Origin of the sequence: Streptomyces rimosus, from assembly GCF_008704655.1 — a bacterium.
Lineage (GTDB): Bacteria > Actinomycetota > Actinomycetes > Streptomycetales > Streptomycetaceae > Streptomyces > Streptomyces rimosus.
Genome location: NZ_CP023688.1, coordinates 442,511 through 461,275, shown reverse-complemented (window position 1 = coordinate 461,275; position 18,765 = coordinate 442,511). Strand labels below are relative to the sequence as shown.

General features: G+C 73.7%; 1 protein-coding gene and 1 pseudogene. Both read left to right on the top strand.

Annotation, left to right across the window (positions count from 1 at the left end):
• Window positions 1–10: 10 nt before the first annotated feature.
• A complete protein-coding gene (locus CP984_RS01750) occupies window positions 11–6,406 on the top strand; it encodes a type I polyketide synthase (RefSeq protein WP_003984482.1) in 6,396 nt (2,131 codons plus the stop codon).
• Window positions 6,407–6,432: 26 nt separating this feature from the next.
• Window positions 6,433–18,582, top strand: a pseudogene (locus CP984_RS01745) (SDR family NAD(P)-dependent oxidoreductase); the annotation flags it as partial.
• Window positions 18,583–18,765 lie beyond the last annotated feature (183 nt).

Sequence of the window (18,765 nt, the reverse complement as noted above, 5' to 3'; positions counted from 1 at the left end):
AAGAGGGACCATGACCACCTCCAGTGAGCAGATCGTCGCGGCCCTCCGCGCGTCGCTGAAGGAAGCCGAGCACTTGCGCCGGCAGAACCGCACCCTCGTCGCCGCGGCCACCGAACCGCTCGCGATCGTGGCGATGAGCTGCCGCTACCCCGGCGGCGTCAACTCGCCCGAGGACCTGTGGGAGCTGCTGGCCTCCGGCAAGGACGCGATCGGCGCGTTCCCCACGGACCGCGGCTGGGACCTCGACGCCCTGCGGGACGCCGGTGTCGACCAGCGCGGCAACGCCGTCAGCCAGGAAGGCGGCTTCCTCGACGGCGTGGCCGACTTCGACGCGGACTTCTTCGGGATCTCGCCGCGCGAGTCGCTGACCATGGACCCGCAGCAGCGGCTCCTGCTGGAGACCTCCTGGGAGGCGATCGAGCGGGCCGGCATCGACCCGGTGTCCCTGCGCGGCAGCCGCACCGGCGTGTTCGTCGGCACCAACGGCCAGGACTACGCCTACCTGCTGGTGCGCTCCCTGTCCGACGCCACCGGCGACATCGGCACCGGGATCGCCGCCAGCGCCACTTCCGGGCGGCTGTCCTACACGCTGGGCCTCGAAGGCCCGGCGGTGACGGTCGACACGGCCTGCTCCTCCTCGCTGGTGGCCCTGCACTCGGCGGCCCACGCCCTGCGGGCCGGTGAGTGCTCGCTCGCCCTGGTCGGCGGCGTGAACGTGATGTCGTCCCCCGGCTCCCTGATGGAGTTCAGCCGGCAGGGCGGCCTCGCGGCGGACGGCCGGTGCAAGGCGTTCTCCGAGGCCGCCGACGGCACCGGCTGGTCGGAGGGCGTCGGCATGCTCCTCGTCGAGCGGCTGAGCGACGCCCGCCGCAACGGGCACCCCGTGCTCGCCGTCGTCCGGGGCTCGGCCGTCAACCAGGACGGCGCCTCCAACGGCTTCACGGCGCCCAGCGGCCCGTCCCAGCAGCGGGTGATCCGCCAGGCCCTGGCGAGCGCGGGCCTGTCGGCCGCGGACGTGGACGTGGTCGAGGCCCACGGCACGGGCACCCCGCTCGGCGACCCGATCGAGGCACAGGCGCTGCTGGCCACCTACGGCCAGGACCGCGACCCCGAGCGCCCGTTGCTGCTCGGCTCGGTGAAGTCCAACCTCGGCCACACCCAGGCCGCGGCCGGAGTCGCCGGGATCATCAAGATGGTCCTGGCGATGCGGCACGGCGTACTGCCGCAGACCTTGCACGTGGATACGCCGTCGTCGCACGTGGACTGGGCGTCCGGCGCGGTGGAACTCCTGGCCACCGGGCCGCGGGAGTGGCCGGCGGCCGACCGGCCGTGGCGGGCGGGCGTCTCGTCGTTCGGCATCAGCGGCACCAACGCCCATGTGATCGTGGAACAGGCGGCACCGGCCGACGAACCGGCACCCGAATCCGAGGTGGCGCCCGCCGTGGTGCCCTGGCCGGTGTCGGCCAGGTCCGAGGAGGCCCTGGCGGCGCAGATCGAGCGGATCTTGTCGCTGCGGGGCGCGTCGTCCCCGGCGGACGTCGGTTTCTCGCTCGCCAACGGCCGTTCGGTCTTCGAGCACCGCGCGGTGCTGCTGGCGCGGTGCCCCGACGGCGAACTGTCCGAGGCGGCCCGGGGCCGCGCGGAGACGGGCCGCTCGCTCGCGGTGCTGTTCTCCGGCCAGGGCGCGCAGCGCGCCGGGATGGGCCGGGAACTGTACGGCCGGTTCGCCGTGTTCGCCGAGGCGCTGGACGCCGTGCTGAAGCACTTCGACGCCGGGCTGCGGGACGTGATCTTCGGTGACGCGGAGGGCCTGGACGAGACCGGGTTCACCCAGCCCGCGCTGTTCGCCATCGAGGTGGCGCTGTTCCGGCTGGTGGAGTCCTGGGGTGTCCGTCCGGACCACGTGGCAGGGCACTCGATCGGTGAGATCGCCGCCGCGCATGTCGCCGGGGTGCTGTCGCTGGAGGACGCGTGTGCGCTCGTCGCGGCGCGGGCGCGGCTGATGCAGGCCCTTCCCGCGGGCGGCGCGATGGTGGCCGTGCAGGCCACCGAGGACGAGGTGGCCGGGCGGCTGGTCGACGGGGTGTCGATCGCCGCCGTCAACGGCCCGGAAGCCGTGGTGATCGCCGGGCAGGAAGCCGAGGTGCTCCGGATCGCCGAGGAGTTCACCGGCCAGGGCCGCAAGACCCGCCGCCTGCCGGTGAGCCACGCCTTCCACTCGCCGCTGATGGACCCGATGCTGGACGACTTCCGGCAGGTGGCCGGGGAACTGTCGTACGCGGCCCCGCAGATCCCGATCGTCTCGAACGTGACCGGCGAGGTGGCCGACGAAGAGCTGGTGTGCTCGCCCGAATACTGGGTCCGGCACGTACGCGAGACGGTGCGCTTCGGCGACGGCGTGCGCGCGCTGGCCGACGAAGGCGCCTCGGTCTTCCTGGAGCTGGGCCCGGACGGCGTGCTGACGGCCATGGCCCAGCACACCCTGGACGAGACGGCCGTGACCGTCCCCGCCCTCCGCAAGGACCGCCCCGAAGAGACCGCCCTGCTCACCGCGCTGGCACGGCTGCACGTCACCGGGGTCGGCATCGACTGGTCCGGCGTCTTCGACGGCACCGGCGCCCGCCGCGTCGACCTGCCCACCTACCCCTTCCAGCACCAGCGGTACTGGCCGCAGCCCGCCGCGCTCTCCGGAGACGTGACCGGAGCGGGCCTCCAGCCCGCGGAGCACCCGCTGCTGGGCGCGACACTGACCGTCGCGGACTCGGGCCAGGTCGTGTTCACCGGCCGGCTGTCGTTGCAGGCGTACCCGTGGCTGACCGACCACAAGATGGGCGGCAGCGTCCTCTTCCCGGCCACCGGCTTCCTGGAGCTGGCGATGCGCGCCGGTGACCAGATCGGCTGCGACCGGGTCGAGGAATTCCTGCTGCTGACTCCTCTGGTCCTCACGGCGGAGGGCGCCGCACAGGTCCAGGTGGTGGCAGGTGCCCCCGACGAGACGGGCGCCCGTACGGTCTCGGTGCACTCGCGCCCCGGCGGTGCCGCCGCCGACGAGCCGTGGACCCAGCACGCCGAGGGAACCCTGACCAGCGGCGAGCGCATCGCTGACTTCGGTGTCCGTACCTGGCCCCCGCAGGACGCGGTGGCCGTCGACCTGGACGGCTTCTACGAGGGGACCGGGTACGGCCCGGCCTTCCAGGGCCTGCGCTCGGTGTGGCAGTACGAGGGCGGCGCCTACGTGGAGGTGGCACTCCCGGCGCAGGTGGCCGAGGACGCCGGTTCCTTCGGGCTCCATCCGGCGCTCCTGGACGCGGTGCTGCAGTCGCACCGGATGGCCGGGGTCGGCAGCGAGCACGAGGACGCCCTGCCGTTCGCCTGGCGGGGCGTCTCTCTGCACGCCGGGGGAGCCTCCGTACTGCGGGCCCGGGTCGCGAAGACCGGAGACGACTCGGTGTCCATCGCGGCCGTCGACGTCGAGGGCGCACCCGTCCTCTCCGCCGAGGCGATGGTGATACGGGCCTACCAGGACCCCGGTACCGGCCGGTCGGCGGGACAGCGCGGCACGGAGCAGGGAACGCTCCTGTCGCTGGACTGGGTGGCGGCGCCCGAGGTGGGTTCCACCGAGGTCCGGTGCGTGTCCCTGGGCGACGATGCATTCGGAGTGGGCGCGTCGGTCGCCTCCTTGGCGGACCTGACGGGGGACGAGGACCTTGTGGTCGTCCCCGTGTCCGGCGGTACGGGCGATGACGTACCCGCCGCGACGCACGAGGTGACGGCCCGGGCCCTGGGCGTGCTTCAGGACTGGCTCGGCCGGGAGGAGTCCGCTGCCACGCGTCTGGTGTTCGTCACGCGCGGTGCCGTCTCCGCCGACGAGGGCGAGACCGTACGGGATGTGGCCGCGGCCGCGGTGTGGGGTCTGGTGCGCTCGGCGCAGACGGAGAACCCCGGGCGGATCGCGCTCCTGGACCTCGAAGACGGCTGCGACCCGAAGGACGCACTCGCGGAACTCCCGGGCCTGCTGGCCACCGACGACGCCCAGTTCGTGGTCCGCGACGGCGCCGTCCGGGTCGCACGGCTGGCCTCTCTCAGCGGCAGCGCGGGCCTGCTGCCGCCCGCCGACGTGCCGTGGCGGCTGGACAGCGCGGCCAAGGGCAGCCTGGACAACCTGGTCCTCGCGCCGTGCCCGGAGATCCTCGACACGCTCACCGAGGGCCAGGTCCGCATCCAGGTCCAGGCCGCCGGCGTCAACTTCCGCGACGTACTGAACGCCCTGGGAATGTACCCGGGCGAGGCCGGACTGCTGGGCGCCGAGGCCGCCGGTGTGGTGACCGGAACCGGGCCCGGCGTGCACGGACTGCGCCCGGGAGACCGCGTCATGGGCATGGTCTTCGGCGGTTACGGGCCGGTGGGCGTGACCGACCAGCGGCTGCTGACCCGTATTCCCGAGGGCTGGGCACCCGAGCAGGCGGCGTCGGTGCCGCTGGTCTTCCTGACCGCGCTCTACGCCCTGAAGGACCTCGCCGGTCTGCGTCCCGGGCAGTCGATCCTGGTGCACGCCGGAGCCGGCGGTGTCGGTATGGCGGCGATCCAGCTGGCCCGGCACTTCGGTGCCGAGGTGTTCGCCACGGCCAGTGAGGGCAAGTGGGACACGCTGCGCGAACTGGGCGTCGCGGACGACCACATCGCCTCCTCCCGGACCACGGACTTCGAGGAGCGGTTCCGGGCGGTCACCGATGGCTGCGGCGTGGACGTGGTCCTCAACGCCCTGGCGGGTGAGTTCGTCGACGCCTCCCTGCGGCTGACCGCCCCCGGCGGCCACTTCCTGGAGATGGGCAAGACGGACATCCGCGACCCCGAAACCGCCGCCCCGGTCCACTACAAGGCGTTCGACCTCGCCGACGCGGGCCCCGACCGCGTACAGGGGATGCTGACCGAACTACTGGAGCTGTTCGGGGCGGGCACGATCCGCCCGCTGCCGGTGGCGACCTGGGACGTGCGGCGCGCACCGGAGGCGTTCCGGTACATGAGCCGGGCGCAGCACATCGGGAAGATCGTGCTGACGCTGCCCCGTGCCTGGAACCCGGACGGCACCGTGCTGATCACCGGCGGTACGGGCGGCCTGGGCGGTGAGCTGGCCCGGCACCTGGTGGCCGAGCGGGGCGTACGGCACCTGCTGCTGGCCAGCCGCAGCGGCCCGGACGCGCCCGGCGCCGAGGAGCTGCGGGCGGAACTGGCCGCGCAGGGCGCCGAGGTGACCATCGTCGCGGGCGATGTGGCCGGCCGGGAAGCGGCCGCGGGGATCGTGGCCTCGGTGCCCGCCGCGCACCCGCTGACCGCCGTGATCCACACCGCCGGCGTCCTGGACGACGGTGTGGTGGCGTCGCTGACGCCCGAGCGGCTGTCCGCCGTACTGCGTCCGAAGGTGGACGCGGCCTGGCATCTGCACGAGGCCACCAAGGACCTCGACCTCGCCGATTTCGTCATGTACTCGTCCGTCTCGGGCATCCTCGGCGGCGCGGGCCAGGGCAACTACGCCGCGGGCAACGTCTTCCTCGACGCGCTGGCCCGGCACCGTACGGCCCAGGGCCTGCCCGCCCACTCCCTGGCCTGGGGCGCCTGGGCCCCGAGCGGCGGCATGACCGCCACCCTCTCGGACGCCGACGTCCAGCGGATCGCCGCCTCCGGAGCCACGCCCCTGACCATCGAGCAGGGACTGACCCTGTTCGACACCGCCACCACGGCCGACGCCGCACACCTCGTGCCCATCGGACCGGTCACCACCGGCGCCCGGGACCGGGGCGCCGTACCTCCGGTCCTGCGGAACCTGGTCAAGGGCGCCCGCCGTACGGCGGCGGGCTCCGCGGGCGGCGCCGAAGCGGCCGCGACGCTCACCCAACGGCTGCGCGAGGCACGTCCGGAGGAGCGCCTGCGCATCCTGACCGACCTCGTACGCACCGAGGCCGCCGCCGTGCTCGGACACGCCTCGGCCAAGGCCATCGACACCCGGCGGGAGTTCAACGAGCTGGGCTTCGACTCGCTGACCTCGGTCGAGCTGCGCAACCGGCTCTCCACCGCCACCGGCCTGCGGCTGAGCGCCACCCTCGTCTTCGACTACCCCAACCCCGCCGCACTCGCCGGTCACCTCGTCCCGCAGCTCGTGGACGAGTCCGAAACGGGTCCCGACCTCCTCGCCGAGATCGACCGGCTCGACGCCGCACTCGCCGCCGGCGAGCCCGACGCCCGTACCAGGGCCGCCGTCGCCGGGCGCCTGGCGCAGCTCCTGGACGCCTGGCGCGGGGCCCCGGCGGAGGAGGACGGCGAGCAGGTCGCCGAGCGGCTCGAGGCCGCCAGCACCGACGAAATCTTCGCCTTCATCGACAACGAGCTCGGCCGGCACAGCGCTCGCTGAATCCGGCCCCCGCACATACACGGAAGGTTCCAGTCATGCCGAACGACAACAAGCTCGTTGACTACCTCAAGTGGGTCACGAACGACTTGCACCAGACCCGCCAACGGCTTCGGGAGGCTGAGTCCGCCAAGCAGGAGCCGATCGCCATCGTCGGCATGGCCTGCCGGCTGCCCGGGGGAGTCCGGTCGCCGGAAGAGCTCTGGCGGATGCTGGACGAGGGCCGCGACGGCATCGCGGCCTTCCCCACGGACCGTGGCTGGAACCTCGACATTCTCAGCGGTGACGGAAGCGGCAGCAGCGCCACCGCCGAAGGCGGCTTCGTGGACGCCGCCTCGTTCGACGCGGGCTTCTTCGGCATCTCGCCCCGTGAGGCCGTGGCGATGGACCCGCAGCAGCGGCTCCTGCTGGAGACCTCCTGGGAGGCGTTCGAGCGGGCCGGCATCGACCCGGTGTCCCTGAAGGGCAGCCGGACCGGTGTCTTCGTCGGCACCAGCGGCGTCGACTACATCAACGCGGTGCTGAACTCCCGCGAGGACATCGAGGGCCACGGCAGCACCGGCCTCGCGGGCAGCATCCTGTCCGGCCGGCTCGCCTACAGCTTCGGCCTGGAGGGCCCGGCCCTCACCGTCGACACCGCGTGCTCCTCCTCGCTCGTCTCCCTCCACCTGGCGGCCCACGCGCTGCGCAACGGCGAGTGCACGCTGGCGCTGGCCGGCGGTGTGACGGTGATGTCGTCGCCGATGAGCTTCGCCGGCTTCACCCGGCAGGGCGGGCTGGCCGGTGACGGCCGGTGCAAGGCGTTCTCCGACGACGCCGACGGCACCGGGTGGTCCGAGGGCGTGGGCATCGTCGTGGTCGAGCGCCTGTCCGACGCCCGCCGCAACGGCCACGAGATCCTCGCCGTCGTCCGCGGCTCGGCCGTCAACCAGGACGGCGCCTCCAACGGCCTGATGGCGCCCAACGGCCCCTCCCAGCAGCGGGTGATCCAGCAGGCACTGGCGAGCGCCGGTCTCACCCCCTCGGACGTGGACGCCGTCGAGGCCCACGGCACCGGCACGACCCTGGGCGACCCGATCGAGGCGCAGGCGCTGCTGGCCGCGTACGGCCAGGACCGCGACCCGGAGCGGCCGCTGCTGCTCGGCTCGGTGAAGTCCAACCTCGGCCACACCCAGGCGGCGGCCGGTGCGGCGGGGCTCATCAAGATGGTGCTGGCGCTGCGGCACGGCGTCCTGCCGAAGACGCTGTACGCCGAGGTGCCGTCGTCGCACGTGGACTGGACGTCCGGCGCGGTCGAGCTGCTGACGGAGTCCCGGCAGTGGCCCGAGGCCGACCGGCCGTGGCGGGCGGGTGTGTCGTCGTTCGGCATCAGCGGCACCAACGCCCACGTCATCCTCGAGCAGGCACCGGCTGCTGCCGAAGAGACCGGTGAGGAGTCCGACGAGGGCACCGGAGAGCAGGACGGGAGCGAGCCGAAGGCCGCTGCGCAGGCCGCTCCGGAGCCCGCGACGGTCGTTCCGGCGGCCGTGCCGTGGCTGGTCTCCGCCAGGTCCGAGGAAGCCCTCGCGGCACAGCGCGAGCAGATCACCGCGCTGACCGGCCTGTCGCCCGTCGACCTGGGATTCTCCCTGGCGACCACCCGCGCGCACCTGGAACACCGCGCGGTCCTGCTGGCCGAGGGCGGCGAAACCGTCGAGGTGGCACAGGGCTTCGCCGAGGACACGACCGGAAACGTCGCGGTGCTGTTCTCCGGCCAGGGCGCGCAGCGCGCCGGGATGGGCCGCGAACTTTACGGCCGGTACCCGGTGTTCGCCGAGGCGCTGGACGAGGTGCTGGCGCAATTCGACGGCGAACTGCGGGACGTGATCTTCGGCGAGGCGGAGGGCCTGGACGAGACCGGGTTCACCCAGCCCGCGCTGTTCGCCATCGAGGTGGCCCTGTTCCGGCTGACCGAGTCCCTGGGCATCCGCGCGGACTTCGTGGCCGGCCACTCGATCGGTGAGATCGCCGCCGCGCATGTCGCCGGGGTGCTGTCGCTGGAGGACGCGTGTGCGCTCGTCGCGGCGCGGGCGCGGCTGATGCAGGCCCTTCCCGCGGGCGGCGCGATGGTGGCCGTGCAGGCCACCGAGGACGAGGTGGCCGGGCGGCCGGCCGACGGGGTGTCGATCGCGGCGGTCAACGGGCCGCAGGCAGTGGTGATCGCGGGGGAGGAGGCCCAGGTTCTGCGGATCGCCGGTGAGCTGGCGGCCGAAGGCCGCAAGACCCGGCGCCTGCCGGTGAGCCACGCCTTCCACTCGCCGCTGATGGACCCGATGCTGGACGACTTCCGGCAGGTGGCCGAGGGGCTGTCGTACAAGGCCCCGCAGATTCCGCTCGTCTCCAACGTGACCGGGGACCTCGCCGACGACGAGCTGGTGTGCTCGCCCGAGTACTGGGTCCGGCACGTACGGGAAACGGTGCGCTTCGCGGACGGCGTCCGCGCCCTGGAGGCCGAAGGGGCGTCCGTCTTCCTGGAGCTGGGCCCGGACGGGGTGCTGACGGCGATGGCCCAGCACGGCGCGGACGAGGCCGCGGTCTTCGTCAGCGCCCTGCGCAAGGACCGGCCCGAGGAGTCGGCGCTGCTGACCGCGCTGGCGCGGCTGCACGTCACGGGCGTCCCGGTGGACTGGGCGGCGTGGTTCGCCGGCACCGGCGCCCGCCGAGTGGAGCTGCCCACCTACCCCTTCCAGCGCGAGCGGTACTGGCCCCGCCCCGCCGCGCTCTCCGGAGACGTGACCGGAGCTGGACTCCTCCCGGCGGAGCACCCGCTGCTGGGCGTGACCCTCACCCTCGCCGACTCCGGCGAGGTGCTGTTCACCGGCCGGCTGTCGTCGCAGACGTACCCGTGGCTGACCGACCACGTCCTGGGCGGCCGCGTCCTCTTCCCGGCCACCGGCTTCCTTGAACTGGCCCTGCGCGCCGGTGACCAGGCCGGCTGCGACCGGATCGAGGAGTTCGCCCTGCTCGCCCCGCTGGAGCTCACCGAGGAGGGCGCCGCACAGGTCCAGGTGCTGGTCGGTGCCCCCGACGAGGCGGGCGCCCGTACGGTCTCGGTGTACTCGCGGGCCGAGGGCGCCGCCGACGAGCCGTGGACGCAGCACGCCCAGGGCACCCTGACCAGCGGCGAACGGATCGGGGGCATCGGCTCCGAGGTCTGGCCGCCGGAGGGCGCCGTGGTCGTGGACCTGGAGGGCTTCCACGAGGGGACCGGTTACGGCCCGGCCTTCCAGGGGCTGCGCTCGGTGTGGCGGCGCGGTGACGAGATCTTCGTCGAGGCGGCGCTGCCCGGCCAGGTAGCCGAGGAGGCCGCGTCGTTCGGGCTCCACCCCGCACTGCTGGACGCCGTGCTCCAGTCCCACCGGATGGCCGGGGTCGGCGATGGCGGCGAACTCCTCCTGCCGTCCGCCTGGCACGGTGTGTCGCTGCACGCCGGGGGAGCCTCGGTGCTCCGGGCCCGGGTGACGAAGACCGGTGACGACTCGGTGTCCATCGCCGCCGTCGACACCGAGGGCGCACCCGTCCTGTCCGCCGAGGCGCTCGTCCTGAGCAGTCAACTCGATGCAGCAGGACGAGCGTTGACGGCGCGGCCGGGCGTGGAGTACGACGGGCTGCTGTCGCTGGACTGGGTGGCGGCGCCCGAGGTGGCTTCCACCGAGGTCCGGTGTGTGTCCCTGGGCACCGACGAACTCGGAATGGGCGCGTCCGTCGCCTCCCTGGCGGACCTCGCCGGCGACGAGGACTTCGTGGTCGTCCCCGTGTCCGGCGGTACGGGCGATGACGTGCCCGCCGCGACGCACCAGCTCACCACCCGGGTTCTGGGCCTGCTCCAGGACTGGGCCGGCCGTGAGGGGGCCGACGCCACCCGTCTGGTGTTCGTCACGCGCGGCGCCGTCTCCGCCGACGAGGGCGAGGCCGTACGGGACGTGGCCGCGGCCGCGGTGTGGGGCCTGGTGCGCTCGGCGCAGACGGAGAACCCCGGACGTTTCGTCCTCCTGGACCTCGAAGACACCGACCCGAGCGGAGTGTTCGCAGCGCTCCCGGGCCTGCTGGCCACCGACGACGCCCAGTTCGTGGTCCGCGACGGCGCCGTTCGCGTGGCACGGCTGGCACCGCTCGGCAGCAACGCCGGTCTGCTCCCGCCCGTCCGGACGCCGTGGCGGCTGGACAGCGCGGCCAAGGGCAGCCTGGACAGCCTGGCCCTCACCCCCTGCCCGGAGGTGCGGGAACCGCTGACCGAGGGCCGGGTGCGCCTCCGGGTCGAGGCCGCCGGCGTCAACTTCCGCGACGTACTGGCCGCCCTGGACATGTACCCGGGCGAGGCCGGGCTGCTGGGCGCCGAGGCCGCCGGTGTGGTGACCGAGACCGGCCCCGGCGTACGGGGCCTGCGGATCGGCGACCGCGTGACGGGCCTGGTCTTCGGCGGTTTCGGCCCGGAAGCCGTCGCCGACGAGCACCTGCTGGCCCGGATTCCCGAGGGCTGGACGGCCCCCGAGGCCGCCTCCGTGCCGATGGTCTTCCTGACCGCGTACTACGCCTTGAAGGACCTTGCCGGTCTGCGGCCCGGTCAGTCGATCCTCGTGCACGCCGGAGCCGGTGGCGTGGGGATGGCGGCGATCCAGCTGGCCCGGCACTTCGGTGCCGAGGTGTTCGCCACGGCCAGTGAGGGCAAGTGGGACACGCTGCGCGAACTGGGTGTCGCGGACGACCACATCGCCTCCTCCCGTTCGACCGACTTCGAGGAGCGGTTCCGCGCGGTCACCGAAGGCCGCGGCGTGGACGTCGTCCTCAACGCCCTCACCGGCGAATTCATCGACGCCTCCCTGCGGCAGACCGCCCCCGGCGGCCACTTCCTGGAGATGGGGCAGACGGACCTCCGCGACCCCGAAACCGCCGCCGGAGTGCGCTACCAGGCCTTCGACCTCGCGGAAGCGGGCCCGGAGCGCACCCGGGACATGCTCGGCGAACTGCTGGAGCTGTTCGCCGCCGAGAAGATCCGCCCGCTGCCGGTGACGACGTGGGACGTGCGGCGCGCCCCCGAGGCGTTCCGGTACATGAGCCGCGCGCAGCACGTCGGGAAGATCGTGCTGACGCTGCCCCGCGCCTGGAACCCGGACGGCACCGTGCTGATCACCGACGGCACGGGCGAACTGGGCGGCGAGCTGGCCCGGCACCTGGTGGCCGAGCGGGGCGTACGGCACCTGCTGCTGGGCGGCCACAGCGGCCCGGACACGCCCGGAGCGAGCGAGCTGGAAGCGGAACTGATCGCGCACGGCGCCGAGGTGACCTTCCTCGACGGCGACCTGGCCGACCGCGAGGCGGTGGCCGCCGCCGTCGGCGCGGTGCCCGCCGCGCACCCGCTGACCGCCGTGATCCACACCGCCGGCGTCCACGACGGCGCCGAGGTGACCTCGCTGACGCCGGAGCGGCTGTCGGCCGTGCTGCGTCCGAAGGCGGACGCGGCCTGGCACCTGCACGAGGCCACCAAGGACCTTGATCTCGCCGCGTTCGTCATGTACTCGTCCGTCTCGGGCGTCCTCGGCAGCGGCGGGCACGGCGACTACGCCGCGGCCAACGTCTTCCTCGACGCGCTGGCCCGGCACCGTACGGCCCAGGGCCTGCCCGCCCAGTCCCTCGCGTGGGGCGCCTGGGCGACGCCGGACGGGACGCCAAGCGCGCCGTCCGCCCCGGAGCGGATCGCGTCGCTGGACGTGCCCCCGCTGCCGGCCGAGCGGGGCGTGGCGCTGTTCGACGCCGCCACCGCGACCGACGCGGCGCACCTCGTGCCCATCGGACCCGTCGCCGCCAACGCCCGGGGCCGCGGCGCCGTACCGCCTGTGCTTCGCGGCCTGGTCAAGGGCGCTCGCCGTACGGCAGCGGGCTCCGCGGGCGGCGCCGCCGCGGCGGCGCGGCTCACCCGGCGGCTGACGGAGCTGGCCAGGGACGAGCGGACCGCCTTCACGGTCGACCTCGTACGCACCGAGGCCGCCGCCGTGCTCGGGCACGCCTCGGCCAAGGCCATCGACACCCGCCGGGACTTCAACGACCTGGGCTTCGACTCGCTGACCGCCGTCGAACTGCGCAACCGGCTCTCCACGGCCACCGGCCTGCGGCTGCCCGCCACCCTCGTCTTCGACTATCCCAACCCCGTCGTCCTCGCCGACCACCTCATCGCCGTCCTGCTCGACGAGCGGGGCGAGGCGCGCGCCGCCACCGCGGTCACCACGGCGTCCGCCGACGACCCGGTCGTCATCGTCGGCATGGCCTGCCGGCTGCCCGGCGGCGTGCGGTCCCCGGAGGACCTGTGGCGGCTCGTCACCGACGAGCGCGACGGCATCTCCGCCTTCCCGACCGACCGGGGCTGGGACCTGGAGACCCTGCTCGGCGGGGCCGAGGGCGACCAGGGCCGCAGCTCCGCGTCCAAGGGCGGCTTCCTGGACGGCCTCGGCGACTTCGACGCCCCCTTCTTCGGCATCTCCCCGCGCGAGGCCATGGCCATGGACCCGCAGCAGCGGCTGATGCTGGAAACCTCCTGGGAGGCCGTCGAACGGGCCGGCATCGACCCGGTGTCCCTGCGCGGCACCGAGACCGGCGTCTTCGTCGGCACCAGCGGCTCCGACTACGCCAGCATCCTGATGAACTCCGGCGAGGACGTGGAGGCCCACGCCAGCACCGGCCTCGCGGGCAGCGTCCTGTCCGGGCGGCTGTCCTACACCTTCGGCCTGGAGGGCCCGGCCGTCACCGTCGACACCGCGTGCTCCTCCTCGCTCGTCTCCCTCCATCTGGCGGCCCATGCGCTGCGCAACGGCGAGTGCTCGCTCGCGCTGGCCGGCGGTGTGACGCTGCTGTCCACGCCGATGAGCATCGCCGGATTCAGCCGGCAGGGCGCGCTGGCGACGGACGGCCGGTGCAAGGCGTTCTCCGACGACGCCGACGGCACGAGCTGGGCCGAGGGCGTCGGCGTCCTCGTACTGGAACGGCAGTCCGACGCCCGCCGCAACGGCCACGAGATCCTCGCCGTCGTCCGCGGTTCGGCCGTCAACCAGGACGGCGCGTCCAACGGCCTGACCGCCCCCAACGGCCCCTCCCAGCAGCGCGTCATCGGCCAGGCCCTGGCCAACGCCGGGCTGTCCGCCGACGAGGTGGACGCGGTCGAGGCACACGGCACCGGCACCTCGCTCGGTGACCCGATCGAGGCCCAGGCGCTGCTCGCCACCTACGGCCAGGACCGGCCCGAGGGGCAGCCGCTGCTCCTCGGCTCGCTGAAGTCGAACATCGGCCACACCATGGCGGCGGCCGGTGTCTCCGGCGTCATCAAGATGGTCCTGGCGCTGCGGCACGGCGTCCTGCCGCGCTCCCTGCACATCGACACGCCCTCCTCCCACGTCGACTGGACGGCGGGAGACGTCCGGCTCCTCACCGAGCGGACCGACTGGCCGGACACCGGCCGCCCGCGCCGCGGCGCCGTCTCCTCCTTCGGCATGAGCGGCACCAACGCCCACGCCATCCTCGAACAGGCACCGGCGGACGCCGGGCGGCCGGCCGAGGACACCCGGCCCGCCCAGCCGGGAGCCGTCCCGTGGCTCGTCTCGGGCAAGTCCGCCCAGGCGCTGGACGACGGGATCGGACAGCTTCGGGAGTGGGTCGCCGAGCGGCCGGAACTCGCGCCGGCCGACGTGGGCTTCTCGCTGGCCACCGGGCGGCCGCTGTTCGCGCACCGCGCGGTGCTGCTGGACGGTGCCGAGGTGGCGCGCGGCACCGCCGAGGACCGCTCGCTGGCCATGCTCTTCCCGGGCCAGGGCGGACAGCGCATCGGCATGGGCCGCGAGCTGTACGACCGGTTCCCGGTGTTCGCCGAGGCCCTGGACGCGGTACTGGCACACTTCGACGACGAACTGCGCGAGGTGATGCGCAGCGACGCCGAGCGGCTGGACTGCACCGAGTTCACCCAGCCGGCCATGTTCGCCATCCAGGTGGCACTGTTCCGGCTCGTCGAATCCTGGGGCGTACGGCCCGACTTCGTCGGCGGGCACTCGTTCGGCGAAATCGCCGCCGCGCACGTCGCCGGGGTCCTCTCCCTCAAGGACGCCTGCACCCTGGTGGCCGCCCGCGGGCGGCTGATGGGCACCCTGGAGGGCCGCGGCGCCATCATGGTGGCGGTCCAGGCGAGCGAGCAGGAAGTGGCCGCGCGGCTGGTCGACGGCGTCTCGATCGCGGCGGTCAACGGACCGGAGTCCGTCGTCATCGCCGGCGACGGGCCCGCCACCCAGCGCATCACCGACGCGTTCGCCGCCGAGGGCCGCAAGACGCGGCAGGTGGCGGTGCAGGTCGCCGGCCACTGCCCGCTGATGGACCCGATCCTGGACGAGTTCCGCCAGGTCGCCGAGGGCCTGTCCTACCAGGAGCCGCGCATCCCGCTCGTCTCCACCGTGACCGGCGGGCGGGCCCCGGAGGAGCTGATGCGCTCCGCCGACTACTGGGTCCGCAACGTGCGTGAGCCCGTCCGCTTCGCCGACGCGATCCGCACCCTGGCCGACGAGGACGTCTCGGCCTTCCTGGAGCTGGGCCTCGACGGGGCACTGACGGGCATGGTCCCGCACAACCTGGATGGCACCGCCGTCACCGTCAGCGCCCTGCGCAAGGACCACCCCGAAGAGACGGCCCTGCTCACCACCCTGGCGCAGCTGCACGTCGCCGGGGTCGACGCGGACTGGGCCCGCGTCTTCGACGGCACCGGCGCCCGCCGCGTCGACCTGCCCACCTACCCCTTCCAGCGCCAGCGGTACTGGCCCAAGCGCAGGGCCCTGGCGGGCGATGTGACCTCCGCCGGCCTGCTGCCCACCGAACACCCGCTGCTCGGCGCGGCGGTACCGCTGGCGGACGGCGGCGGCACGCTGTTCACCAGCCGGCTGTCGCTGGAAACCCACCCCTGGCTCAAGGACCACGTGGCGGGCGGCACGGCCGTCTTCCCGGCCGCCGGCTTCGTCGAGCTGGCCCTGAGCGCCGGGGACCGCTTCGACTGCGACCGGATCGCCGAACTGACCCTCGACACGCCGCTGGGGCTCACCGACGGCGCGGCCCTGGTGCTCCAGGTGTGGGTCGGCGCCCCCGACGACGACGGCACCCGGCAGATCCGGTTCTTCACGCGGCCCCAGGCCGCGCTGGACGAGCCCTGGGTCCGGCACGCCACGGGCATCCTCGCCGCCGACCGGCACACCGACACCCTCGACGTGTCCGGCTGGCCGCCCAGCGACGCGACCGAGATGGACGTGGACGAGTACTACGAGGGCACCGAATTCGGACCCGCCCTCCAGGGGCTGCGGGCGGTCTGGGTCCGCGACGACGAGACCTTCGTCGAAGCCGAACTCCAGGACGACGCCGCCTCCGACGCCCCGTCCTTCGGCCTGCACCCGGCACTGCTCGAAGCGGTCCTGCACGGCACCTCCTTCAGCGGCGTGGGTGACAGGGAGCACATCTCCTACGGCGCCTCCTGGAACGACGTGTCGCTGCACGCCTCGGGTGCCGCGGCGCTGCGGGCACGGATCACGAAGACCGGCGAGGACACCGTCACCGTCACCGCGGTCGACGCCGCCGGGGAACCCGTCCTGTCGGCCCGCACCGTCACACTGCGCGCGCTGGCCGAAGCCCCCGAGCGCACCTCCAGCGGCCAGAGCCAGAAACTGCTCCGCCTGGAGTGGATCCCCGCACCGCGCACGGAGGACGCGCCGAGCGCCCGGAGCACCGTCCTGGCGCCCCTGGGCACCACGTCCCTCGCCGGCCTCACGGACACCCCCGACCTGGTCGTGGTCCCCGTGCCCCGTACGGCGGACGGCTACCCGGAGGCCGTGCACGAGCTGACGACCCAGGCCCTGCTCCTGGTACAGCAGTGGATCGCCGACGAGCGCTTCACCACGTCCCAGATGGTGTTCCTGACCTCCGGCGCCGTCGACGGCGGCGACCTGGCCGGCTCCGCCCTGTGGGGCCTGCTGCGCTCGACGATCGCGGAACACCCCGGCCGTTTCGTGCTGGCCGACGTCGAGGACCCGGACGAGAACGGCGGCGACCTCGCCACGCTCCTCGACGCCCTGCCGGGTCTGCTGCCCACCGGTGAGACCCAGTTCGTCGTCCGCGACGGCGCGGTGCTCATGGGGCGGCTGGCCTGGCTGCCCGCCGACGCCGGCACCCGGCCGGCGCAGTGGGACCCCGAGGGGACCGTACTGATCACCGGCGGCACCGGCGGTCTGGGCATCGAGCTCGCCCGGTACCTGGCCACGACCGGCACCCGGCACCTGCTGCTGGTCAGCCGCAGTGGCCCGGCGGCCCGCGGGGCGGACGAACTGGCCGAAGAGCTGCGGGCCCTGGGCGCGCAGCCCACGATCGCGGCCTGCGACACGGCGGACCCCGCCGCGCTCGCCGGCCTGCTGGCCGCCATCCCCGAGGAGCACCCGCTGACCGCGGTCGTCCACCTCGCCGGCGTCCTCGACGACGGCGTGGTCACCGCGCTGACCCCGGAGCGCCTGACGCCGGTGCTGCGGCCGAAGGTGGACGCCGCCTGGCACCTGCACGAGGCCACCAAGGACCTCGGCCTGTCCGCGTTCATCATGTTCTCCTCCGTCTCCGGTGTGCTGGGCGCCCCCGGCGTGGCCAACTACGCCTCCGCGAACGCCTTCCTCGACGGCCTGATCCGGCACCGCGCCGCCCTGGGCCTGCCGGGCCAGTCACTGGTGTGGGGCCACTGGGACGGCGGCGGCATGGCCGACGCGATGAACCAGGCCACCGTGCAGCGCATGCGCCTCAACGGCATGGCGCCGGTCTCCATCGAGGAGGGCATGGAACTGTTCGACATCGCGCGCGGCTACGCCGAGCCCGTCGTGATGGCGGTGGGCCTGATCCCCGGCGCCCGTGTGCCGGAAGGACAGATCCCGCCGCTCTTCAGGGGGCTGGTGCGGCACAGCAGGCGGACCGCCGTCAACGCCGCGAGCACGTCCGCCTCCCCGGACACCTTCGCCCAGCAGCTGCTGGCGCTGCCGGAGGGGGAGCGCGTACGCCACCTCGTCGACCTGGTCCGTACCGAGGCCGCCACCATCCTCGGCCATGTCTCCGCCGAGGAGATCGAGGCCGGCCGGGACTTCTACGAGCTGGGCATCGACTCGCTGACCTCGATCGAGCTGCGCAACCGGCTCGCCACCGTCACCGGGCTCCAGCTCCCGGCGACCCTGGTCTTCGACAACAAGACCCCCGACGCCCTCGGCGCCCGGCTGCGCAGCGAGTTCGCCGCACAGCCCGGCCTGGGCGGCGGCGAGGGCGGCCTCCTGCTGGCCGGGCCCGACCCCGACTCGCTGGAGCGGATGTTCCTCGACGCGATGGACGAGGGCAGGTTCCCGGAGATCCGGCTCATGCTGCGGGCCCTGACCGGCCTGCGCACGACCTTCGAGAACACGGCCGAACTGGTGGAGCTGCCGCTGCCGACCACGCTCGCCGAGGGCCCCGCCGAGCCGCGGCTGATCTGCATCAGCACACCCACCGCCAACGGCGGTGTCCACGAATACGCCAGGTTCGCCGCGTCCTTCCGGGGCGAACGGCACGTCAGCGCACTGCCGCTGGTCGGCTTCGCCGCCGGGGAACGGCTGCCCGCCACACCCACCAGCGCGGTCAGGACCATCGCGGAGAGCGCTCTGCGCGCAAGCGACGGCAACCCCTTCATCCTGGTCGGACACTCCTCCGGCGGTGCGTACGCCTACGTGGCCGCCGGGCTGCTGGAGAGCACCTGGGGCATCAAGCCCGAGGCCGTGGTGCTGCTGGACACCGTCAGCATCCGGCACGACGACCGGGAGGACATCGACTACGACAACCTGATGCACCGCAACTTCCTCGCCGACCAGGAATCCCCGGTGCGGGTGACCAACTCCCGGCTGTCCGGGATGGGGCGGTACATGGGCCTGCTCGGGCAGCTCGACGTCCAGCACACCAGCGCTCCCGTGCTGATCGTCCGCGCCGCCCAGGAGACCTTCGCCATGGAGGGCACCGCGGCCGTCTCGCCCGACGACACGAAGAGCGACATGCTCCCGTCGGCCGATGTCCGCATCGTCGACGCGGACCACTTCTCCATGGTCCGCGACCACGCCCCGCAGACCGCGCAGATCGTCAAGGACTGGCTGGCCACCCTCGGCCAGGCATGACCCGACAGCGGTGACCAGCGCCCCGGCGGGCGGCCATCCGGCCGCCCGCCGGGGCGTATCCGCGCACGCATCTAGGGAAACCCGCAGTCCACCGCGGCGAAGATGGCGGGGCAACGGTCAAACGTGCGTGTCGGGTCCCCGGGCCGG

Bases quoted from the DNA above. Each gene is read 5' to 3' on its own strand.
- CP984_RS01750 (WP_003984482.1), top strand. From the start codon at position 11: ATGACCACCTCCAGTGAGCAGATCGTCGCGGCCCTCCGCGCGTCGCTG.